This window comes from Sulfurimonas sp. NW7, from assembly GCF_051132265.1.
Lineage (GTDB): Bacteria > Campylobacterota > Campylobacteria > Campylobacterales > Sulfurimonadaceae > Sulfurimonas > Sulfurimonas hydrogeniphila.
The window spans coordinates 716,970-739,131 of sequence record NZ_CP093235.1; the positions used below are offsets into that span (position 1 = coordinate 716,970).

Sequence of the window (22,162 nt, forward strand, 5' to 3'; positions counted from 1 at the left end):
TTGAAGTTAAATTTTAGAAGAGGCAGTGCGTTTGCATCTCAAAAAGCACGAGAATATTTAAAAGACAAAAAACCGCAAGATATAAAAAGTATAACAGTTATCCGTCATGCGGCTATCGGCGATTTTATGAACATACGTCCTTTTTTGATAGAACTTCGTAAATTTTTCCCCAATGCAAAAATTACTTTAAGTGTTGTAAAACATTATATGTACGGCATTCCAGAGGATCTGACAGATGCATTACATGTAATGAGCAGATATAAAGAAGACGGTTCAAAAACAGGACTTCTTACGCGGATCAAAGAGGCAAAAGAACTGCCTCCTCAGGATATTATATTTGATTTGACAGACAGTACTTTGAGCCTTTTACTGGTTTTTTTGTCTCAGGCAAAATTAAAAATAGGTTACCCGTATAGAACTATCAGAAGAATGTTTTTTGATATAGCGACACTCAGAAGTGATTTTGTTGTGGAGGCTGTTTCTGTGGAACATATGCTCAATATTTTAGGGGCAAAAACAGAGTTTCCGCTTCATTACGGATTGGAAAAACTATACCCGAAAACAGAGGATCTCAAACAAATTGTTTATTTTGCCGGTGCTTCGACAAAAAGCAAGTGTTGGGAGGAAGATAAGTTTCGGGAGTTAATTGCAAAGATGTCCCAAAACTATCAGGATTATGATCATGTTATTCTTCAAGGTATCGGCAAAGATGAAAAATTTTATGAAATTTACGAACCGCTCAAAGAGAGAAAAAACATAAAACTTCAAGAAGTTATGCCCATAGAAGAAGTAATGCACTTTTTGGCAAACAGTCGATGCCTTGTTTCTAATGACACCGGTGTACGAAATATGGGCATTGCATTGGAGATTCCGACAGTAGGCATCTTTTTTCATATACCGCCGTTTCGGTATTGGCCACGCGAAGAGAAGCATGACTGTGTTTTTAATGTTGAATATACCTCACCGGAAGTTGCGGATGTATTCGCCGTTACAAAACAACTCATAGACAAACTGTATGAAAAATAAAAATATTTTGGAATTGTGTCTGGCACACGGACTGGGTGGGCTTGAGATGTTTGTGGCAAGTTGTTATGAAGAGTTTTCTAAAAAGACTACATGTAAAGTGGTTGTAGCACCGCAAAGCAAACTTGATGACTATCTTGATATCAATGACAAGTTTTATCTTAAACGAAATAAATTTTTTCCATTTATACCGGCTTTGCAACTAGCTAAATATATAGATGAAAATGACATTGATATAGTACATTTTCATTGGAGTAAAGATATCGTAACGGCTGTTTTGGCTAAAGTACTGAGCAGAAAAAAACCAAAGCTGGTGCAGAGCCGACATATGGGAATGACCCGTTTTAAAGATGATTTTTACCATAAATGGCTTTATAAAAATATTGATATGATACATGCGGTAACCCTGCAGGTGAAAAAACAGCTTGAAAAGTTCATTCCTACAGAAGTAAGACCACAACTTGAAATGGTCTATCTTGGCGTAAAAACTCCGGAGACAGATGCAGATAAAGTGGCGCAATTGCGACAAAAATATCAACTTAAAGATGCTTTTGTTGTCGGAATTGTCGGCAGAATAGAAAAAGGCAAAGGACAGTATAAAGTTTTAGAAGCTGTAGCAAGGTTAAAAGATGCAAATCTAAAAGCAGTTGTTGTGGGAGCTTTTATGGATGATAATTATGCACAGGAACTGCAGGCGTATGTAAAAAAGCTGGGTATAGAACAACAAGTGATTTTTACCGGTTTTACAAAAGATGTGAATGAGCATATGCAACTTTTTGACGTGAATGTGCTTGCCACAGAAAACGAAACCTTTGGACTTGTAGTCATTGAAGCGATGGCAAACAGAATTCCGGTCATAGCTACATGCAAAGGGGGGCCATTGGAAATTATAGATGAGGGTGTGGATGGACTGCTGTTTGACGGAAGTGTAGATGACTTGGGAGAGAAAATCCGATTTTTATATAATGATTTACATGTGAAGGAAGGAATTGCTCAAGCAGCTTTTAAAAAAGTAAAAGAAAAGTTTGATTATACTGCACAGCTTGAGAAACTCTACAGAGTAATAAGATGAAAAAATTTACACTCCTTCAGAAGCTCCGCAATAAAATAAGAATCAAAGGCAGCGTCGTTTTGTCGCTTTCAAAAAACGCAAAAATTACCAACTGTGATATTTCCATAAAAGGAAAAAATAACAGCCTGACTATTGAAGACGGTGTAACGATACGATACACACAGATAGAAATTTTAGGAGACAACTGTTCCATACATATAGGTAAAAATACTATTGTGGGTCACGGTTGCTATCTCTCAGCAAAAGAGGGCAAAAAATTAATTATTCAGGATGAGTGTATGTTGTCTAGAAATGTGAAAATTATGACTTCAGACGGGCATTTTATTTATGTAGACACTGCTGTTATCAATGAAGGGAAAGACATTGCAATAGGCAAACACGTCTGGCTTGCTGATAACGTTACTGTTTTAAAAGGAGTAGATATAGGGGACGGAAGTGTGTTAGGCATCAATGCTACTGTGACAAAAAATATTCCTGCTTTTTCTATCGCTGTTGGCAATCCGGCTGTTGTTGTGAAAAAAGGTATCACGAACTGGATGCATTAATGATTCCAACTTATATTTTCTTTTAAAATTTCAGCAGGATTGCCTGCAATAATACTTTTTTTCGTAGTGAAAGATTTTGTAATTGTTGTATTTGCACCGACAATACAGCCATCCGGAATTACAGACCCTTTGAGTATAAAACTTCTCGCCCCTATCCAGACATTATTGCCAATAGTGATTTTTTTATCTTGATTGATAACAGTATGCTGCGCATTATAAATAGCATGCTGGTCGGTATCCATAAGGATACTTTGCCACGCTATCATAGTGTTGTTCCCGATTTCAATCTCTTTTGCACAGATTATGGTGGCGTCACCGGTGATATCGAACCTGTCTCCTAAAGTAAGGTTTCCGCTGACCATTATTTTTGCACCTACGCCAATTTTTGTTTTGCCCTGAAAATGAATCTTTCCTGTAATTTTTAAAATAGTGCGTTCATAAGCATAGTCCATCATATCTGTCCCACCAAAACCTATGCGAACAATGCCGGTTTTTACTTTGGAAAGTTGCACTTTTCCAGATAACGAACGCAGTTTTGTTTTACGGGAAACTATTATAGGCAGAAGAACTGCCTGTGAAAGTGGCAAAAGTCTCAGGTTGACATAAATACTTTTTGGAAGTCCTGCAGTATATCGTATGAGTTTTACTATTTTGTCAATGTTCATGTTGCGTCTCTAATCTTTGAATTGTGTTAAAAAGTCCTGTAAAAAGAGCAAAAAAGATCATAGGATTCATGGTGTGGAAAGTATTATGTGTAAATGAAAATATTATAAATGATATTCCAAACAAAAGGCTCATCAGTTTGTATTCTTTATTCTTAATTTTAAAGGTTAGTAAAACATAAATAATAAGTAAAGAAATAAGTAGACCGACAATACCAAGCTGAGTAGATATTGTCAGAAAAGTGCTATGATAGTCAGCAAATCTTGATATTTGTTGAGCATTGAAATTATGTGCTTTGGCGTAGACTGTTATATTGTGTATGTTATAAGCGAGTCCTGTGCCAAGTAATGGGTGATCAAGAAAGGTGTCAACCCCTACAATAGTCAAGGCTATTCTTGAGCCTCCACTTCCTGTATAATTGTTATGCGTAATTACATTGTTGAAATCAGTATAAAGTTGATTTACTCTATTGTCAAAATTTTCACTAAAACTATAAGCTAAACTAAAAGTAAGCAGGACTATAATGAAAGAACTTATAAAGGCTTTTATCTTGTCTTTCATGGAACTGAAAATTGTGAAAAATATCAAACTTATAAATATAATTTGTCCCGTCCGACCTCCATTTATAAAGAGGTTTGTTGTTGCCGTAAGAAAAAAGAGGATATAGAAAAATTTGTACTTTAGATTTTTTTCATAAAAGAGTTTAATTAATAAAATACTTATCGTAAAAGCCAAAACCGTACTGTATGTCATATGACTCATAAAAGGGGAAGGATCATTTGGTGAAATATTTTTATATTTTATTAATTCAAAAAATATGGCATAAGACATTATTTCACTTAGAAACATGCTTAATAAAAAGGCTGAGATTATATGTGATGTATATTTATTGTCAAAAGAGCTGTAAAAAACAAAAATAATGAGTAAATGTCTATATTTTGCTACATATCTAAAAGTAAGTTCTGCATTACCGTGCCAAAGAATAGAGAGAAGACTAAATCCTATAAGCAGTGCTATGGTTATGCTAAGGAGATTATTTTTGTAAAGTGCAAATTTTTCTTTCCAGTTTCCTTCCACTATCCATAAAAGGATGGCCAGTATTTCAAAAAGATTTGTAGCTGCTTTGGAAATTGGAAAACTAAAGGCATATCCAATTAAAAGATAGCTGATATATTTTTTATAATCTATTTGTTTTTGCATATTGATTGGATTTTACCCTAAGTTGTTATTTTATATTTGCAGCAGAAGTGTACAAAAATATTCCTAAAAAAGGTATAATTACGAATACAAATCAGAAAATATGAGTTAATATGCAAAAGAAATCTCCTTTTTTATCAATAGTCGTTCCCTGTTACAATGAAGAAGACGTTATAAATGTATTTCTCAATAAAATTTTTTCTGTTTTAGAATATGTAGATGAAGACTTTGAAATAGTCTTTGTAAATGACGGGAGTCGTGACAGTACTTTGTCTGTGCTCAAAGAAAAATCCAAAGAGTATGACAATGTACGAGTAATAAATCTCTCAAGAAACTTTGGCAAAGAGGCGGCACTTACAGCCGGGATTGATGCATCCAAAGGGGAAGTTGTCGTTCCTATAGACGTTGATTTGCAAGATCCGCCTGAGTTGATACTTGATTTTATCAAAAAATACAAAGAAGGCTATGATGTGGTCGTTGGTAAGCGTGTCGATCGTACAACAGACAGTGTTGCCAAACGTATCAGTGCCGAATTTTTTTACAAAATTCATAATAAAATTTCAGATATTGAGATTCCTCATAATGTCGGTGATTACAGGTTAATGTCTCGGCGTGTTGTAAATGAGCTGAAAAAACTGCCTGAGAGTCAGCGTTTTATGAAAGGGCTTTTTGCCTGGCTTGGGTTTAAAACGGCGGTTGTCGAGTACAAAAGAGATGCGCGTATTGCCGGAGACAGTAGTTTTAATGGCTGGAAGTTGTGGAACTTTGCGCTTGACGGTATCACGAGTTTTTCAACGGCACCGCTTCGTGTGTGGCTATATATAGGTTTGGGGCTTGCTTTTATCTCTTTTATTTATGGTTCATGGATTATCTTAAAAACGCTTTTGTTTGGCGCAGATACTCCCGGGTATGCTTCTATGATTACGGTTGTACTCTTTTTAGGCGGTATTCAGTTGATGGGCATAGGCATACTCGGCGAATATATCGGTAGAATATATGTAGAATCAAAAAACAGACCGATTTATATAGTAGAAAATGAATATTAAAAGCCATATTGTTCAGCTGGCAAAATATGGCTTTTTTGGAGTCATAGCAACGCTTGTGCATCTTTTGACTGCTTGGGCAATTATTTACTTTTTTGCGGCCTCTGTTTTTGTTGCCAATACTTTAGCATTTTTTACGGCGTTTGTCTTTTCTTATGTTTTTCAGACGCTTTATGTATTTCACAGCACTTTTCATTTTAAAAAATTTATGAAATTTTTTTTGGTGCAGTATGGAACTTTTCTGTTTTCTTATCTGCTTTCTGATATTTTTCCGATTCAAAACAGCTATTTGCACACACTGGTGATAGTTGCTATAATGCCGCTTATTACATTTGTTATTCATAAGTTTTGGACATTTAAATAATTTTTTTGTCAATGCCATTAAGTTAAGAAAATTAATGCTTTTTCGGAACCGGTACTTCAGTGCCGGCTGTTGCAATAGTCTTTCCACTCTCAGTCGGCACTAAAGTACCGATTCCGATTAAATGGCTTTGTGCTCTTTTCAAGTTTAAAGTTTAGGTTGCAAATATTTAAAAAAGGAAGTTGATTTGTTTTTAGAACAAAGATTTAAAATTATTCAGATAAGTTTGCTTGTTTTGGGTCTGTTTTTAGCGTGGTTTTATGCACAGCACCAAATACTTACGGGTGATCAAACGCAAATGCTTTACAAGGGTTATATGGGGGCATATAATCATGTCTGGATTAACTACGGCAATGCGGCAAGTGCGGTCGGTAATGTACCGGGAAGTATGATTTCTTATGTGGTAGCACTGCCTGTGATGCTTTATGATTCTCCGATGTCACCGATGCTTTTTTTGATATTTTTGCATCTTGCTTCTTATTTTCTCTTGGACAGTGTGCTCAAAGATATATACAAAACAGATGTTCGTTTGATCTTTTTGGTGCTGTACTGGCTCAATCCCTGGTTTTTGTTTGAAAATATTTTATACAATCCGTCATATCTTTTTTTCTTTTCTGCCCTGCATATTTGGACTGCCTACAAACAGCGTGAGAAAAGTTCTTTTGTTTATTCTTTTTTACATGTAACAGCTATAGGGTTGGCGTTGCAGTTTCATTATTCGTGGATTATACTTGCGCTTATTTCACTCTATCTGCTTTATAGAAACATGGTAAAAGTAAATTGGTACGGCGTGTTGTTTGGAACGCTTGTTATTGGTATCTCTTTGGTGCCTTATTTGCTGACCGTGATGCAAAACAGTGCAATAATCCATCATGCTGATGATACGGGACGGTATATAGGCTGGGGCGGTGTGCATGTCTATCCTGTCCTGAAGTCATTTCTTTACTGGTTGCGCTATGGTTCTTTTTTCTTTCCAAACAAGCTCATTGCCAGTGCACATTTTGACTGGCTGGGGGCTTCGCATTTTGTGCAGATGATTTTTGTGTATGGGTATAAAGCACTTGTTTTTTCAGTAGGTGCTTTTACAATTTACATATCTTACAAAGCAAACAGATATTTTTACACACTTGTCAAAGGAAAATTATTTACAAGACATCAACCCATAGAAACAAAACAGGAATGGCTGCTTCTGTATGTGTTTGGTGCACTTGTCGGGGTGTTTGTCAGTTCTGTTTTGTCGCCGATTATTTTTAGCTACTGGCACCTTATCATTGTTTTTCCTTTTGCCATTCTTCCTGTTGTGATTTATCTTAAAGAATATGGACAAAAGTATATGACAAAAATATTAATTTTTATCGTGTTGTATTTTACTTTTATCAATATAATGGGTGCGTTAGACAGTCGAAAATACTCTATCAATACCAATTACATCCAAGATACTGAAGCGTATATCAAAAAGAGTGTCATTCAATAGGTGTTGGCTTTAAATATAAAATGAAAATTAGATTTCATTCGAAACTCACATGCTTTTATGAGTTCTTCAACACTTTTTGGAGATAATCCAATGAATTATTGACAGAGGGAAGCAACAGATGGAATTAGACTTCGCAAAATTTACAAAATACTCCAAGCCGGGACCAAGATATACCTCGTATCCTACAGCGTTGGAATTTAATGATGCCTTTGGTTATGACGAATATATAAAAAAACTGCAAACACAGGACTCTTCTCGTCCTTTGAGCCTTTATTTTCATTTACCGTTTTGTAAAAATGCCTGTTATTTTTGTGGGTGTAATGTTGTTTTTACCTCAAAAGAAGATAAAATGATTCGGTATATGGAGTATCTCAAGCGTGAACTGAAAATTCTCTCAGAGCATTTGGATTGTAAGCGAGACGTGATTCAAATGCATTTTGGCGGAGGTACGCCTACTTTTTTTTCTGCTGCACAACTAGATGAAATCATAACTGAAATCAAGTCCTATTTTCCGAATTTTGTCGCAGATGCAGAGATTTCCTGTGAAATAGACCCGCGCCATATCAATGAAGAGCAAATGCGTGTGATGAGTGAACACGGATTTAACCGTGTAAGTTTTGGTATTCAGGATTTCAATGAAAAAGTGCAAGTTGCTGTGCATCGCGTCCAGCCGTACAATATCACAAAAGATGCAATGGATCTGGCACGCAAATACAATATGGACTCAGTCAATGTTGACTTGATTTACGGGCTGCCTTTTCAAACACTTGATACATTCAAAGAGACGCTTTCGTTGGCATTGACGTTAAATCCTGACAGGTTTGCGGTATTTAACTATGCACATGTGCCATGGCTGAAAAAGACAATGCGCAAGATAGATGAAACAACACTGCCGCGTCCTGATGAAAAACTGCAGATTATGCAGTACACAATTGACTTTTTAACAAACAACGGGTATAAAATGATAGGTATGGATCATTTTGCGAAACCAGAAGATGAACTTTTTAAAGCCATAGACAAGGGTGAGTTGCATAGAAACTTTCAAGGCTATACCACCAAAGGCGGAGCAGACTTGATCGGAGTAGGACTAACTTCCATCGGAGAAGGGGTTGATTACTATGCTCAGAATTTTAAAGATATGCCTTCGTATGAAGCAGCAATTGATGCGGGCAAACTGCCGTTTGAACGGGGAGTGGCTTTGAGTGAAGATGATATGATTCGCCAGCATGTCATTATGGAACTCATGAGTAATTTCAAGCTTGATATTAAAAGATTTGAAGCTATGTTTGGGTTGGAATTTAAAAAGTATTTTGAAGATGCACTTTTGGATTTAAAACCTTTTATGGAAGAAGAATTAATAACAATGAATAATGAGTATATAGAGTGTTCCCCAACAGGCACCCTGCTCATTCGAAATATTGCCATGCCTTTTGATGCCTATATGAAGCGTCATGCCGGCAGTGACAAAACATTTTCAAAGACGGTGTAAGTATGAGTAAAAAACCAGAAGATATTTTTAATTTTAATGAGATCGCTGATGATTGTGTCAAATGCGGGAAGTGTATTCCTGTGTGTACCATTCATAATGTCAATGCGGATGAGGTGACTTCTCCACGTGGATTTATAGACCTTTTGGGAGCGTACAAACGCGGAAATCTGGAGCTTGACAAGACGGCAAAAGATATATTTGAGAGCTGTTTTTTATGTACGGCCTGTGTTGAAGTGTGCCCCAAGTCACTGCCGACAGATATGATAATAGAGCAGGTGCGCAGTGACATTGCACAAAAATTCGGTATAGCATGGTACAAAAAAGCCTTCTTTTTGCTTCTGCGTCACAGATGGCTCAATGACATTGCATTTAAGCTTGGGTATACCTTTCAGACCTGCGGATTTAAAATCAAAGATGATATTAATTCTATGACATCACGCTTCAATCTGCCGATTATAAAATCTGACAGATTGATGCCGAGTTTGACAAAAACATCTTTTTTAAATTCTCATCCTGAAAATATAAACAACGGCGGAAAGCGAAAAGTAGCTGTTTTTATAGGCTGTTTGGCAAATTACAATTACAAAAACATAGGAGATTCTCTTTTAGAAATTTTAGAAGTGCTTGAAATTGATGCATTTTTGGCAAAAAGTCAAAAATGCTGTTCTGCGCCTGCGTATTTTACGGGAGATTTTGATACAGTTGATGCAAATGCAAAGTTTAACATAGAATACTTTGAGAGTTTTGCCAAAGATGTTGAGGCTATTATCGTTCCTGAGGCTACATGCAGTGCAATGCTCAAAATAGATTATGAACACTATTTTCATGACCAGCCGGAGTGGAAAGCCCGTGCCAAAGCGGTTATGGAGAAGGTTTTTATGGCTACGGAGTGGCTGCAGCACCATACCCATTTGGAACATCTTCTGGCATCCAAGAAAAAAGCAAGTCCGATAGTAACCTACCATGACCCCTGTCATGCGAAAAAGATGCAGGGCATTCACGAAGAACCGAGAAATCTGATTCGCCAAAACTATAAAATAGTGGAAATGAGTGATCCGAATTTATGCTGCGGATTTGGCGGTGTGACCATGCAGACAGAAAAGTATCATTTTGCAAAAGCTGCAGGTGTGCCAAAAGCGGCCATGATTAAAGAAACAAAGGCGGAGATTGTCAGTGCAGAGTGCAGTGCCTGTCGTATGCAGATAAACAATTCTATGCACAATGCTGGGGTTGAGACGGTTTTTAAAAATCCGATTGAACTTATAGCAGAGGCGTTAAAAGAGTAGTATGAATCATTTTGTCTGGAACGCTGACCCTATTTTAATTTCATTTGGACCCTTGCAGGTACATTGGTACGGGCTGTTGTTTGCTGCAGCGATACTTTCGGGTCTGGAGTTTATGAAATGGGTCTATCGTTTGGAAAACAAAGATGAAAGCACGATTGAACCGCTTTTTTTGTATGCGGTCGTCGGAATAGTTATAGGAGCAAGACTCGGTCATGTCCTGTTTTATGATCCGGATTATTATCTGGCACATCCTATGAAGATTTTTGCCGTATGGGAAGGCGGATTGGCCTCTCACGGTGGTGGACTGGGTGTTTTGATTGCTCTGTATTACGGATGTAAAAAGTATAAAACAGACTTTTTATGGCTGATTGACCGGCTTGTAATCCCCACGGCACTTTTTGGTTTTTTTGTCCGCATGGGAAATTTTATAAATTCCGAAATTATAGGCAAACCGAGTGACCTGCCCTGGGCTGTTGTCTTTAGCAGGGTGGATATGATTCCAAGACATCCTGTGCAACTCTATGAGGCTTTGTCGTACCTTTTTATCTTTTTTGTATTGACATTGATTTATAAAGGAAACTATAAGAAGCTGCAAAAGGGCTTTTTGTTTGGGCTTTTTCTTGTGTTGGTTTTCAGTGCAAGATTTTTAATTGAATTTGTCAAAGTTCGCCAAGCTGATTATTCATTAGGAATTGATTTGACAACCGGGCAGCTGCTTAGTATTCCCTTTTTGATTGTAGGCATTGGCCTAATGGCGTGGAGTTATAAAAAGAGTCAAAAGGTTTAAGCCTTAATATCTCTTTTGGAATCCAGACTTCAGTCTGGACTATGCGTCTTTAAAGACTAAAAGGTGAAGCAAAAACAAAGCAGTTTACCTGTCTGAATAATGTTTCTTTTTTTCCTTTTCAACAGATTGTTTCCAAAGAAAGTTTACTAAGAAGTACCCTGCAATGGAACCAAAAACAGAATAGATCGTAGTACCAAAATAAAGAGGTATGAAAATATTGTCTAAGTTGTTTGAAAACCATTCAAGTGTCATTTGTACAGGTTCCGGTTGTATGCCAAGCAAAAATGAACCGGTCAGGTACTCCATATAGTACATTGGAGGCATTGTCAAAGGATTGCTCAGCCAACACATGGCAAGAGCTACAGGTACATTGAATTTTATAAAGGGCACAAAAAGCAAAACGGCTGCCATCTGCATAGGCATAGGAATAAATGCTATAAAGAGACCTATAAGTACACCGCGTGAAATCATTTTACGGTTTGTTGCAAGATACTCTGGGGGTATTTTATATTTTTTTATTAAATCTCTGAGTTTTTTATGTTTGGAGGTTTTTTTTAAAGTTTTTCTTATCATCTCTGTACTTGTTTTATATAAATTATATTTGACCATGATTATAGCAGGAGAGAACTTATAAACAGCAGTGAAAAATGTTTTAGTGCAGGTCTGCACTCGGTTTGTCTATATAATAACCCTGTGATTTGTTTACACCCATTTTTATGAGTTTTTCATGTATCTCTTTCGTTTCAACATATTCTGCTATTGTTTTTATATTCATCTCTTTGGCAAAGGAAATAATGACGGAGGTCAAAACTTCTGAACTTTTGTTGTTTAGAATGGATTTGATAATACTGCCGTCTATTTTGATGAAATCTGCCTGCAGTTTCATAAGGTATTCAAAGTTTGAGTACCCTGTGCCAAAATCATCTATGGCAATACGGCATCCGTAGGATTTCACTTTCTTTATAAAGCGTTCAACGGTGTCAAAGTTTTTTATACTTTCACTCTCGACAATTTCAAAAATAACTCTCTTCCCTATGCCATAGTTTTGCAGCATTTGAAAAATATATTCATTCATATTGTGATCCAGAATGTCTTCAATGGTTAAATTAATGGAAAAATCATAGGTGTTGTCTTTAAAAGCTTCAAAACTCTTTCTGATCACAATTTTTGTCAGTTTTTTATAAAGTTTGGCTTTTTTTGCAATTTCCAAAAAGTGCCATGGTGTAATAATATTGCCTTTCTTGTCTACAAGCCGTATCAGTGATTCGTATTTGGTAACTGTACGCGTTTTGTTATCCATAATAGGTTGAAAAAACATAACAATTCTGTTCTCAAGGATGGCATCTTTTATCTCCTGAATCCATTTTAGATTATTTTCATATTCTTCGTTGAGTGAGGCTTCATCACTGTAAAAAACGATATTTTTTGACTCTTTTTTTGCAAGTTTGAGTGCCATATTTGCAGTAGGCAGGAGAAGTTCTGTTTCTTCAAAAGAGATACCGACGGTTATGTTTAAATAGATATCATGGTCTTCAATTGTAAGAGGATGTTTGTGTATCTCTTCTATAAGTTTTGTGAGATTATTTTTGAGTGTGTTGCGGTTTTTCTCTTTGGAGAGTAAAACAAACTCGTCTCCGCTGAGTCTGAACAGTTTGCATTCCGGATTCTTTTTAAGATTTTCCTGCAAAAATTCAGAAAATTTTATAAGAACCTTGTCTCCGAATTTTTCACCATAAAGATCATTTATCTGACTGAAAGTATCTATGTTTATCAAAAGAAGCGAGAAATTGTTTATCTCCTTTTTTGCTTCTATCAGGGCCCGTCTGTTTGGCAAACCTGTCAGAGAGTCTGTGTAAAACATTTTGGTTAACTCATCCTGGGTATATTCCATGAGTTCATTGTGTTTTTCTTTGAGTTTTTCTTTTGTGTTGATATCTGTTTTGCGAATAAAATATTTGAGTAAAAGATATATACCGCACAAAGCGGCAGTAACATTCAAAAAGAAAAAAACTTCCTGTGCCAGCGGCGGTATGGTGTGATTGTAATGTGTAATCAGGAGAGGATCTATGACTACTGACAACACCACCAGGGCTACAAATGAATAGAGCCAGTACTGAGACTTTTGCTCTTTTTCATGAATAAGCGAGGCAATAGGGGCAAAAAATGCCCAAATCATGACATAGCTTCCCTGTGCGAAGCCTCCTAAGGTCCACATGAGCAGAAATGGTAAAATAAGGACCAGTAACATTTGGACTTTCTGAATGATTAACAAATTTTTATTTCGCCTGTAACACCAAAGGTTTATAAATGAGACACAAGAGTAAAAAAGAGGGATGAGTGCCGGAATATACTGTTCAAAAGCGATATAAATAAGAGCCCAGACAAGGCTTACGGGCCCTATAATCATCGGTACTATAATAATAGATGCTTCTTTGAGTTCATCTTCACTGACCTGTTCAGTGTTAAGCAGTATATGTAAATAATGTTTATAGGCTTGAATCATTCGCTAACTTTTAATTTTTTGGTAATTATATCACAAAATTATCACAAGTATTGCTGAAACAGCTATTAAATTTTATTATCTGATTTATAAACAAAATGTGATACAAAGGGAAGAAAATATGCTAAAATTAGATATATTAATTGAGGGAAGAAAATGTCATTTGAAAAGCTGGGAGTTTTTAAGCCGTTACTGGATGCTATAAAGGATTTGGGCTATACAGAGCCTACTCTGGTGCAAACAAGGGCTATCCCCTTGGTACTGGCAAAAAAAGATGTTTTTGCAACAGCACAGACGGGAACGGGCAAGACAGCCGCTTTTGTTTTGCCGATACTGCAAAAACTGAGAAAACCTGTACAGGGCAAAGGAATTCGTGCTGTTATACTTTCTCCTACACGGGAGTTGAGTATACAGATATATGATGATATTACGGCTTTATCAAAATATATGGAGATTCGGACAACGATTCTGGTTGGCGGCAAAGATTTGCAAAAGCAGCGTGAAGCCTTGAAAAAGGGGACGGAGATTGTTATTGCAACGCCCGGACGTCTTTTAGAACATATAGAAAACGGTCTGAGCCTCAAAGATGTAGAAATCTTTGTGCTTGATGAAGCGGACAGAATGTTAGATATGGGTTTTACCAAAGATATTCGAAAAATTCATCCGCTTATGCCAAAGAGACATCAGACACTTCTTTTTTCGGCAACATTCAGTGACAAGGTACGCAGGCTCTCCAAACTGATTTTGACCAAACCGGCATTTATAGAAACAGCGAAGAAAAATACAACGGTAGATACAATCAATCAGGTGGCCTATCTTGTGGATACTGCAAGAAAAGCCGAGCTTTTGGCGTATCTCATCGGTTCAAGAAACTTTCCTCAGGTTTTGGTTTTTACAAGAACAAAAGCAAGTGCCGACAGACTTTTTGAGGAACTGCAAAAAGACGGACTAAAATGTGGGATTCTTCACGGAGACAGAACAAAAGCAAACCGCTTAAAAACACTCAAGCAGTTTAAAGAGGGTAAAACAAGAGTATTGGTGGCAACCGACATTGCTTCACGTGGTTTGGACATAGAAGAGTTGCCTTATGTCATTAACTACGAACTGCCTTCAATTCCTGAAGATTATGTTCACAGGGTCGGTCGTACGGGGCGTGCAGGACGTGAAGGTGAGGCAATTTCTCTCATTGATATTTATGAAAAATATGACATAAAAGATATAGAAAAGCTTATAGGGCAAAAAATTCCTCAAGAAGTGGTAGAAGGTTTTGAACCGGACCCGACGATACGAAGAAAAGATGTGGATGAAGTCAAACTCAAAGCAGAGCATAAAAAGCCTGAAAGTAAAAGAGTTCGTCACTACAGTAAAAATACCACAGGTATACAGACGAAACGAAATCCGAAAAAGCGTAAGACAACCAAGAGAGACTAGTCTAAAATATCGGGCAGAGGCTTTCCTATATGATAGCCCTGGAGCATATCAATCCCAAGTTCTATAGCCTTGTTTTGTATCGTCTCGTCTTCTATATACTCAGCAATGGTTATAAGGTCAAGCTCTTTTGCCAAATTGATAATATTTTTAAAGAGTTTTTCATAATGTATGTCTGATGCAATATATTTGACTATGGAACCGTCAATTTTAAGATAATTGAGATTCAGTTTGATGACATTTGAAAGATTGGAATATCCGCTTCCAAAATCATCCATGGCAATTGTGATCCGGGCATCTTTTGCTTTTTGTATAAATTTACAGAGTGCATCAAAATTGTCAAACTCCTCACTTTCTAAAATTTCCAAGGTTAACTGCCGGGCAATATTTTCTTGGACCGCCTGCGTAAAAATGGCTTCGCAGAATTCCGAATTTTGAATATCCAAAGCGGAAATATTAAAAGAAAAGCTTAAAGAAGGGTTCTTTTTGGCTATTTGAATAACCTGTGTAAACATTTGCAGAGAGAGTTTATGATAAAGAGGTGTCTTTTTGGCTACATCCAAAAAATACCATGGAGCAACAATCTCTCCGTTTTGTCTCTCTAGGCGCATAAGTGTCTCATATTTGATGATTTTGTGCTGTTTGACATCATATATGGGTTGCAGATAGCTGTAGACCTTGTTATATTGCAGGGCATAATCTATATCATCCAAAATACGTTTGTTTTTTTTGTTGTGATTCATATTTTCATGATACAAGGCTAAGAGCATATTGTGTTTTTTTGCAAACTTCAAGGCTATTTCGGCATGAATAAATGGATTGGAACTTTCAACAACTTCTCCTATGCCGGCTTTCATACTGAGTGTAGTTTTGTATCCCTCACAGGTAAATTTTTGGTGATGCAAAGCAGAGAGGATATCTTCTGTTTTTTGCATAAATGCTTTTACCGGCATTGTCTGTGTGTTGACTATGCAAAACAAGTCTGCATGGAGTTTATACAGTTTCAGGTCCAAAGAGATATTTTTTTGCAGCAGTTTTGCAACATATTTCAGATATTCATTTCCGTAGGCATAACCGTAAATATCATTCAGCATACCAAAATGTTCAATATCCAAAATGGCAATAAAAAAGGGAATGTCATTGTGTTTTTTAGCTAAGTCATAAACAAGTTTTTTGGCATTTTCAAGCTGCGTAAGTGCATCAACATTGTAAGCCTTTTCAATTTCGTCTGTTTTTTGTGTCACAATACTGTTTAAACGTTTGACAACGATGAAGTTGAAAAACATATAAAACAGAATGATAAAAAATACAGGGACAATCAAATACAGAATTTTACTTAAAAGTATATGTTTGAGTGTGATGATGTCCTCAATATTGTAATCGGCACCGACAACATATTTTTTACCGTTTTTTGTCTGTTTAAGGATGTAGACACTGTAAAAGTCTCCCCATTTGTCTTTTGAATGATTAAAAAGAGGTTGGTTGAAGTTTGTAGTGTTAAAAAGCTCTTGCAGTTGTGGGTCTGTATATGTATCAAAAGAGTAGATGTCACTGCTGTTTTGTTCCAAATCTTTTTCTTTGGCACTTGAACTTGAAAATCTGATGATATTGTTTTTATCCCGGACGAAGGAGTATACATATGCAAGATGGGTATTACGGATAAACTGAGTAAGATTTTTAATATTTTCAAAATCTTGTGCATACGAAGGCTTCTTTGCAAGCAAATTATCATCATGGTAGGTACTTTTAAGAATCAAAGGGACACTGTTTGCACCATGGAGCAGTTCTTGTTTAATATTTGCATGCAAGGCTTTTTCGGCCGTACTGTAAGAATATAATCCGTAAAGAAAGAAAAAGAGTGTGTATATGAGGATAAAAACAAGTAAGTTTTTGAAATTTATTAATTTTGAATTGAACATGTGGAATTATATTGTATAAAACTTTCTTATACTTTAAAATTAATGAATTTTCATGGAAAATTTAAGTAAAATATCAGTATTAAAAATGAAAGAGTAATAATGAATACAGAAGTAAAAACAAAATATCTAAAAGATTATAAAAAGCCCGCCTATGCAATTGAGAGTGTTGATTTGTTGTTTGAATTATTTGAAGAAGAGACACTCGTGACAAATACTATGCAGATAAAAAAAATAGATGCAAGTGTGAATGATTTAACTCTTGATGCTGTGAATCTGGAACTTTTAGAGCTTTCTTTAAATGCTTTAAAGTTGCAGGAGAGCCGTTATATTATCGAAGAGGAACACCTGACTGTTCTCAATGTTCCTGATGCGTTTGAGATAAAAATAAAAAACAAAATATATCCGCAAGACAATACAGAACTTGAAGGGCTGTATAAATCAGGCGATATTTTTTGTACCCAGAATGAGCCTGAGGGATTTAGAAGTATTACACCTTTCCTTGACCGTCCGGATATCATGAGTCTGTTTACAACGACGATTTTTGCAGACAAAAAGAAGTATCCTGTTTTACTCAGTAACGGCAATAAAATTAAATGTCATGATGATTTCAATGAACGCCATGGGGTGACCTGGCAGGATCCGCATCCAAAACCTTCGTATCTTTTTGCGCTTGTGGCAGGAAATTTGGGCAGCATAAGTGATGAATTTACAACAATACAAGGCAATAAAGTCGCATTGAATATTTACTGCGATTTGGGAAATGAGCAGAAGTGTCATCATGCCATGCACTCGCTGAAAGCCTCTATGAAATGGGATGAAGAGAAATACGGGCGTGCCTATGATTTGGATATATACAATATTGTAGCGGTTGACAGTTTTAACATGGGTGCAATGGAGAACAAGGGACTCAATATTTTTAACTCCGCCTATGTACTGGCAGATACCGATACAGCCACTGATGCCAATTTTATGGGAATAGAGTCTGTGATAGCGCATGAGTACTTTCACAACTGGACAGGAAACCGCATTACATGTAGAGACTGGTTTCAACTCACACTCAAAGAGGGACTGACAGTTTTTCGCGACCAGTGCTTTTCAGCAGATATGAATTCAGTACAGGTGCAACGCATTGAAGATGTAAAAGCACTCAGAGAAAGACAGTTTGTCGAAGATGCTTCCCCGACACGCCATCCTATTCAGCCGGAGTCTTATATATCTATGAACAATTTTTATACAGCTACGGTCTATGAAAAGGGTGCAGAAGTGATACGCATGGTTTATACACTTTTGGGTGAGAAAAACTACAGACAGGCAATGGATTTGTATTTTGAAACCTTTGACGGACAGGCGGTTACCACTGATGACTTTTTATGGGCGATGCATCAATGCGGTGATTTTGACTTGGAACTTTTTAAAAGATGGTACAAACAAAGCGGTACACCGCGTTTACATGTAAAGGAGTCGTTTGAAAACGGGACATATAGCATAGTATTAACACAAAAAGTTCCAGATGATGTTGATGGAAAAAAACAAAAGCCTTATTATCACCCTTTAAAGATGGGGCTTTTAGATAGAGATGGTAATGAGATTTTGGCAGAAACTTTGATAATATCGAAAGAAAGTGAAACTTTTGTATTTGATAATTTAAAAGAAAAACCGGTACTTTCGATAAACAGGGATTTTTCTGCACCGATAATTGTAGAACAGGAAGAAAATAACTATGCTTTTTTAATGAAGTATGATACAAACAGTTTTACGCAGTATGAGGCAACACAGAATTTTGCACTCCGGACAATCAATGAAATTATAGAGTCGAATGCAATCAATAATGATTTTGTAGATGCCTATGGACATTTGCTTGATTTGGATGTCGACTTGTCTTACAAAGCACTGCTTTTGGAACTGCCGTCTGTTTCAGCAATTATGCAACTGCAAAAAGAGATAGATTTTGACGTGATATATGATGCACAGGATCAACTGTTGTTGCATATAGCGCAAAAATACAAAGAGAAGTTGTTAGATATTTATAAGCAAAATCATCTGCCTGCATCAGGAAGTTTAGCAGCAAAACATATTGCAAAACGAGCTATAAAAAACAGAGCATTGAAAATTCTCTCTATTTTGAAAAATAGTGAGGTCGCAGAGTTGGCACAAAAGCAGTATGAAGAATCACTTACGATGACTGACCGTATTGTTGCTTTGGATGTTTTGGAAAACTTACATGTATCGTATGCTGAAGTTGCACTGCAGGATTTTTATAACAGATATAAAGATGAAACACTCGTCATGAACAAATATTTTGCAATTTTGGCATCTTCGAGCCGTTATGATGTGCTCGAACGTGTTGAAAAACTTCAAAGAGACAAAGTATATGATGAAAAAGTACCTAATCTTGTCCGCTCTTTAGTCGGTTCTTTCGCGCGAAACCATAAACATTTTCATGCCAAAGACGGAAGCGGATATAAATTCCTGGCTGACAAAATCATAGAAATAGATAAAATCAATCCGCAAATAGCTTCAGGGCTCTGCGGTGCTTTTAAAGTCTGTGATAAAATGAACAAACATAATCAAGAACTGATAAAAAAAGAACTCTCGCGTGTAATTTCTACACAGGGGCTTTCAAAAAACAGTTTTGAAATTATTGATAAAATATTAAAATAAACTTAATTTATGGAGTTACTGTTTTTACAAATGCCCTGTTTTAGGCATTTTCAGACTGTTGTGTCTTTTGCTTTTAAAATTTATCTAAAAAAGAAAGAAAATCATGTGATAACATTGTGATATTATTTTGATAAAGTTACCAAGAACTTAAATTATAGAGGAAAATTATATGGCAAGATTAGTTGTATTAGGTGGTGGTGTTGCTGGTCATACAACAGCTACATTCGCTGCAAAATGGTTAGGCTCAGATCATGAAGTTGTTGTTGTCACTCCAAATGCCAAGTGGAACTGGATTCCGTCAAACATCTGGGTGGGTGTCGGCCAAATGAAAAAAGAGGATGTGACATTTGATTTAGCGCCTGTTTATGCAAAAGCCGGTATTGATTATCGTCAGGCAAAAGCGCTCTCTTTAAATCCGGAAGGTTCGCAGTCAAGTGATAAACCTTTTGTGACTATTGAGTATACAAGTGCTGACAAAGCAGGACAGACTGAAAATATAGAGTATGATTATATTGTCAATGCGACAGGACCAAAGCTGAATTTCGGAGCTACTCCGGGTTTAGGCGAAGGTAGTCAATTGGGTGAGCATACTGTTTCTGTCTGTACAGCTGACCATGCAGTCCATGCTTCAGAAAAATTAAATGAAGCCATTGAAAAAATGAAAGGCGGTACCCGTCAAAAATTCCTAATAGGAACAGGACACGGAATGTGTACATGTCAGGGGGCTGCATTTGAGTATATTTTCAATATTGAGCATGAATTAAGAAAAGCCGGTGTGCGTGACATGGCAGATATGAAATGGATTTCCAATGAATCTTTTTTAGGTGACTTCGGTATGGGCGGACTGCATATGAAAGTTGGCGGCTATGTTGTTTCTTCCAAACTGTTTGCAGAATCCCTTTTTGCCGAAAGAAATGTTGACTGGCTTATCGGTGCACATACAAGTAAAGTAGAAGCCGGAAAAGTTGAGTATGAACTGCTTGACGGTTCAACTGGTGAAGAAGAGTTTGATTTTGCAATGCTTATTCCTCCTTTTGCGGGTGTTGGTTTAAAAGCCTACAACAAAGCCGGTGAAGATATTACTGATACGGTATTTGCTCCAAACGGCTTCATGAAAGTGGATGCGGACTATACGCCAAAGCCATACGAAGAGTGGAAAGCAAGTGACTGGCCAAGAACATACCAAAATCCTACTTATAAAAATATGTTTGCTGCAGGTATTGCTTTTGCTCCGCCACATCTTATCTCTAAACCGATGAAATCACCAAACGGAACACCGATTAATCCGACGCCTCCAAGAACGGGTATGCCTTCTGGTATTATCGGAAAAGCGGTTGCACACTCTGTTTGTGATATGATTACAAAAGGCGAAAATGCCCACCTGCATGAAGCGTCAATGGCTGAAATGGGCGCTGCCTGTGTTGCAAGTGCCGGAAAAGGTTTGTTTGACGGAACTGCGGCTGCTATGACAGTCTATCCTGTTGTTCCTGATTTTGAAAAATATCCGGGAACAGGGCGTGATACAGACTATACATTTGGTGAAATAGGTCTTGCTGGACACTGGATTAAACATATTTTACACTATCTGTTTATCTATAAAGCAAAACTAAATCCAGGTTGGACATTAATTCCAGAATAAAAAAGAGGAGATATTATGAGCGAAGTAAAACATGTTGAAGAAGAGGTAAATTTTCAAAAGAATGATCAGTTTACATTAACAATGATACCGGGGGCATTTGCTAGAAAAATGCGTACGTGTGTAATCTGGCAGTTTATCAGATTTATAATAATCAATATAAAAATGATTATAGTTGTAGGTAAAAGTCATTAACAAGAAGAGTCTTGAAATTTTATTCAAGACTCTTTCGTGTATAAGGTATAAAAAATAATGGTAAGAGAGATTATAACGCATCCTACGCCCCTGAGTATAGAATACGCTGTAGACATAAGAAAATTTGATGATGAATTGTTTGCCTTGATAGAAGATCTCAAAGATACTATCAATGAAAATAATTTGGATGCTTTGAGTGCTTATCAGATAGGGAGTTACTATAACCTGATTATTGTAAAAGATGATGAAGGGAAGCTGATAGAGATGATAAACCCCCGGTTGATAAACCATAAGGGTACTGTCACGGCTACAGAATCAACGCTGTACTATCCTGGAAAAACAGCACAGATACAACGGTTTGAAACTATCAGCGTTGTTTATCAAGACAGAAACGGAAATGATAAGTCACTGCAGGCAAGTGGAGATTTTTCTGTAAGAATTCAGCGAAAAATAGACTATACCTTTGGCGCTACTTTTGTGCAAAAAATGTCCAAAGAAGAAAAAGAGAAGTTTGAAAAAAATTTAGAAAATGGTATAAATACTACAAATGCCGATTACTGTCCTACGGTCTTTTTCAGAGACAAAATTTTGAAACTCATACATGTCGTTATGTTTTTTATGCTTCTTCCGCTTGTAGCATCTTTCTTTATTGATAAGGAGCAGACGTTACAGACTTTATGGACATATCAACTTTATACGATATACGGAGTCCTTGGGTTAAACATAGTTTACTTTTTTTATGCTCAGTATGAAGGAAAACTTTATGTCGCATGCAGTAGTTGCCAATTGGGCAATATTGTCGGAACAACTGCAATATCTTTGGTGAAACTGTTTGTCATTACAGTTGCGTCATACTTTTTGTTACATGTAGGATAATGGTATA

The 22,162-nt window shown here is 36.6% G+C and carries 19 protein-coding genes; 14 read left to right on the forward strand and 5 right to left on the reverse strand.

Features of this window, described 5'->3' with window-relative positions; genetic code table 11:
* Genes MLC35_RS03885 through MLC35_RS03895 form a run of 3 tightly spaced genes read left to right on the forward strand, consistent with a single transcriptional unit; the run spans nt 1 to nt 2,640 of the window.
* Nucleotides 1–1,026: a glycosyltransferase family 9 protein gene (locus tag MLC35_RS03885; RefSeq protein WP_151900760.1), complete on the forward strand. Its 1,026-nt coding sequence runs from the start codon at nt 1–3 to the stop codon at nt 1,024–1,026.
* Nucleotides 1,016–2,095 (forward strand): glycosyltransferase family 4 protein, encoded by a 1,080-nt coding sequence (locus tag MLC35_RS03890; RefSeq protein WP_434637892.1) that lies wholly within the window; start codon nt 1,016–1,018, stop codon nt 2,093–2,095. The genes MLC35_RS03885 and MLC35_RS03890 overlap by 11 nt, the downstream gene beginning before the upstream one ends.
* Nucleotides 2,092–2,640, forward strand: coding sequence for an acyltransferase (locus MLC35_RS03895; RefSeq protein WP_151900758.1), 549 nt, complete (start codon nt 2,092–2,094; stop codon nt 2,638–2,640). Before MLC35_RS03890 ends, MLC35_RS03895 begins: the two co-directional genes overlap by 4 nt.
* Here the strand turns inward: MLC35_RS03895 and MLC35_RS03900 are convergent.
* Both MLC35_RS03900 and MLC35_RS03905 read right to left on the reverse strand, forming a co-directional pair.
* Complete coding sequence (locus tag MLC35_RS03900) at nt 2,637–3,305, reverse strand: acyltransferase (protein WP_151900757.1); 669 nt, start codon at nt 3,303–3,305, stop codon at nt 2,637–2,639. The genes MLC35_RS03895 and MLC35_RS03900 overlap by 4 nt on opposite strands.
* Nucleotides 3,295–4,503 (reverse strand): O-antigen ligase family protein, encoded by a 1,209-nt coding sequence (locus tag MLC35_RS03905; protein WP_434637895.1) that lies wholly within the window; start codon nt 4,501–4,503, stop codon nt 3,295–3,297. Before MLC35_RS03905 ends, MLC35_RS03900 begins: the two co-directional genes overlap by 11 nt.
* Before the next feature lie 110 nt (nt 4,504–4,613).
* Here MLC35_RS03905 and MLC35_RS03910 point away from each other — a divergent pair, with 110 nt between their 5' ends.
* From MLC35_RS03910 to lgt, 6 genes are all read left to right on the forward strand, one after another.
* On the forward strand, nt 4,614–5,546 hold the full coding sequence (locus MLC35_RS03910; protein WP_434637897.1) for a glycosyltransferase family 2 protein: 933 nt from the start codon (nt 4,614–4,616) through the stop codon (nt 5,544–5,546).
* Nucleotides 5,536–5,907 carry a GtrA family protein gene (locus MLC35_RS03915; RefSeq protein ID WP_434637899.1) on the forward strand — a complete coding sequence of 124 codons (372 nt, stop codon included), beginning with the start codon at nt 5,536–5,538 and terminating at the stop codon, nt 5,905–5,907. The genes MLC35_RS03910 and MLC35_RS03915 overlap by 11 nt, the downstream gene beginning before the upstream one ends.
* A 184-nt stretch (nt 5,908–6,091) precedes the next feature.
* Complete coding sequence (locus tag MLC35_RS03920) at nt 6,092–7,378, forward strand: 3-deoxy-D-manno-octulosonic acid transferase (RefSeq protein ID WP_434637901.1); 1,287 nt, start codon at nt 6,092–6,094, stop codon at nt 7,376–7,378.
* 118 nt (nt 7,379–7,496) lie between these two features.
* Nucleotides 7,497–8,867, forward strand: a complete 1,371-nt coding sequence (gene hemN, locus MLC35_RS03925) for an oxygen-independent coproporphyrinogen III oxidase (RefSeq protein ID WP_151900753.1) — start codon at nt 7,497–7,499, stop codon at nt 8,865–8,867.
* Between the two features lie 2 nt (nt 8,868–8,869).
* A complete protein-coding gene (locus MLC35_RS03930) occupies nt 8,870–10,153 on the forward strand; it encodes a (Fe-S)-binding protein (protein WP_151900752.1) in 1,284 nt (427 codons plus the stop codon).
* Nucleotide 10,154: 1 nt separating this feature from the next.
* Complete coding sequence (lgt, locus tag MLC35_RS03935) at nt 10,155–10,940, forward strand: prolipoprotein diacylglyceryl transferase (RefSeq protein ID WP_434581365.1); 786 nt, start codon at nt 10,155–10,157, stop codon at nt 10,938–10,940.
* 84 nt (nt 10,941–11,024) lie between these two features.
* On the opposite strand, the gene MLC35_RS03940 is transcribed toward lgt, so the two are convergent.
* Complete coding sequence (locus MLC35_RS03940; RefSeq protein ID WP_151900750.1) at nt 11,025–11,513, reverse strand: DUF2062 domain-containing protein; 489 nt, start codon at nt 11,511–11,513, stop codon at nt 11,025–11,027.
* Between the two features lie 79 nt (nt 11,514–11,592).
* Nucleotides 11,593–13,443 (reverse strand): EAL domain-containing protein, encoded by a 1,851-nt coding sequence (locus MLC35_RS03945; RefSeq protein WP_434637903.1) that lies wholly within the window; start codon nt 13,441–13,443, stop codon nt 11,593–11,595.
* A 153-nt stretch (nt 13,444–13,596) separates the two neighbouring features.
* Between MLC35_RS03945 and MLC35_RS03950 the strand changes: the two genes are divergently transcribed.
* Nucleotides 13,597–14,871, forward strand: a complete 1,275-nt coding sequence (locus MLC35_RS03950) for a DEAD/DEAH box helicase (RefSeq protein ID WP_434637905.1) — start codon at nt 13,597–13,599, stop codon at nt 14,869–14,871.
* Here the strand turns inward: MLC35_RS03950 and MLC35_RS03955 are convergent.
* Entirely contained in the window at nt 14,868–16,676 is a 1,809-nt protein-coding gene (locus MLC35_RS03955; protein WP_434637907.1) for an EAL domain-containing protein, read from the reverse strand. The two genes, MLC35_RS03950 and MLC35_RS03955, sit on opposite strands and share 4 nt — an antisense overlap.
* 210 nt (nt 16,677–16,886) lie before the next feature.
* Here MLC35_RS03955 and pepN point away from each other — a divergent pair, with 210 nt between their 5' ends.
* The 4 genes from pepN (at nt 16,887) to MLC35_RS03975 (ending at nt 22,155) form a co-directional block, all read left to right on the forward strand.
* On the forward strand, nt 16,887–19,448 hold the full coding sequence (gene pepN, locus MLC35_RS03960; protein ID WP_434637909.1) for an aminopeptidase N: 2,562 nt from the start codon (nt 16,887–16,889) through the stop codon (nt 19,446–19,448).
* A gap of 169 nt (nt 19,449–19,617) precedes the next feature.
* Complete coding sequence (locus tag MLC35_RS03965) at nt 19,618–21,087, forward strand: NAD(P)/FAD-dependent oxidoreductase (RefSeq protein WP_151900745.1); 1,470 nt, start codon at nt 19,618–19,620, stop codon at nt 21,085–21,087.
* 15 nt (nt 21,088–21,102) lie between these two features.
* A complete protein-coding gene (locus MLC35_RS03970; RefSeq protein ID WP_188109968.1) occupies nt 21,103–21,279 on the forward strand; it encodes a hypothetical protein in 177 nt (58 codons plus the stop codon).
* A 57-nt stretch (nt 21,280–21,336) separates the two neighbouring features.
* Nucleotides 21,337–22,155 carry a peptide deformylase gene (locus tag MLC35_RS03975; protein WP_151900744.1) on the forward strand — a complete coding sequence of 273 codons (819 nt, stop codon included), beginning with the start codon at nt 21,337–21,339 and terminating at the stop codon, nt 22,153–22,155.
* The last annotated feature ends 7 nt before the right edge of the window (nt 22,156–22,162 follow it).

What these genes read in the sequence shown, in the direction of transcription:
- MLC35_RS03890 (WP_434637892.1), top strand. Translation starts at nt 1,016, where the DNA reads ATGAAAAATAAAAATATTTTGGAATTGTGTCTGGCACACGGACTGGGT.
- MLC35_RS03895 (WP_151900758.1), top strand. Translation starts at nt 2,092, where the DNA reads ATGAAAAAATTTACACTCCTTCAGAAGCTCCGCAATAAAATAAGAATC.
- MLC35_RS03900 (WP_151900757.1), bottom strand. Translation starts at nt 3,305, where the DNA reads ATGAACATTGACAAAATAGTAAAACTCATACGATATACTGCAGGACTT.
- MLC35_RS03905 (WP_434637895.1), bottom strand. Translation starts at nt 4,503, where the DNA reads ATGCAAAAACAAATAGATTATAAAAAATATATCAGCTATCTTTTAATT.
- MLC35_RS03910 (WP_434637897.1), top strand. Translation starts at nt 4,614, where the DNA reads ATGCAAAAGAAATCTCCTTTTTTATCAATAGTCGTTCCCTGTTACAAT.
- MLC35_RS03915 (WP_434637899.1), top strand. Translation starts at nt 5,536, where the DNA reads ATGAATATTAAAAGCCATATTGTTCAGCTGGCAAAATATGGCTTTTTT.
- hemN (WP_151900753.1), top strand. Translation starts at nt 7,497, where the DNA reads ATGGAATTAGACTTCGCAAAATTTACAAAATACTCCAAGCCGGGACCA.
- MLC35_RS03930 (WP_151900752.1), top strand. Translation starts at nt 8,870, where the DNA reads ATGAGTAAAAAACCAGAAGATATTTTTAATTTTAATGAGATCGCTGAT.
- lgt (WP_434581365.1), top strand. Translation starts at nt 10,155, where the DNA reads ATGAATCATTTTGTCTGGAACGCTGACCCTATTTTAATTTCATTTGGA.
- MLC35_RS03940 (WP_151900750.1), bottom strand. Translation starts at nt 11,513, where the DNA reads ATGATAAGAAAAACTTTAAAAAAAACCTCCAAACATAAAAAACTCAGA.
- MLC35_RS03945 (WP_434637903.1), bottom strand. Translation starts at nt 13,443, where the DNA reads ATGATTCAAGCCTATAAACATTATTTACATATACTGCTTAACACTGAA.
- MLC35_RS03950 (WP_434637905.1), top strand. Translation starts at nt 13,597, where the DNA reads ATGTCATTTGAAAAGCTGGGAGTTTTTAAGCCGTTACTGGATGCTATA.
- pepN (WP_434637909.1), top strand. Translation starts at nt 16,887, where the DNA reads ATGAATACAGAAGTAAAAACAAAATATCTAAAAGATTATAAAAAGCCC.
- MLC35_RS03965 (WP_151900745.1), top strand. Translation starts at nt 19,618, where the DNA reads ATGGCAAGATTAGTTGTATTAGGTGGTGGTGTTGCTGGTCATACAACA.
- MLC35_RS03970 (WP_188109968.1), top strand. Translation starts at nt 21,103, where the DNA reads ATGAGCGAAGTAAAACATGTTGAAGAAGAGGTAAATTTTCAAAAGAAT.
- MLC35_RS03975 (WP_151900744.1), top strand. Translation starts at nt 21,337, where the DNA reads ATGGTAAGAGAGATTATAACGCATCCTACGCCCCTGAGTATAGAATAC.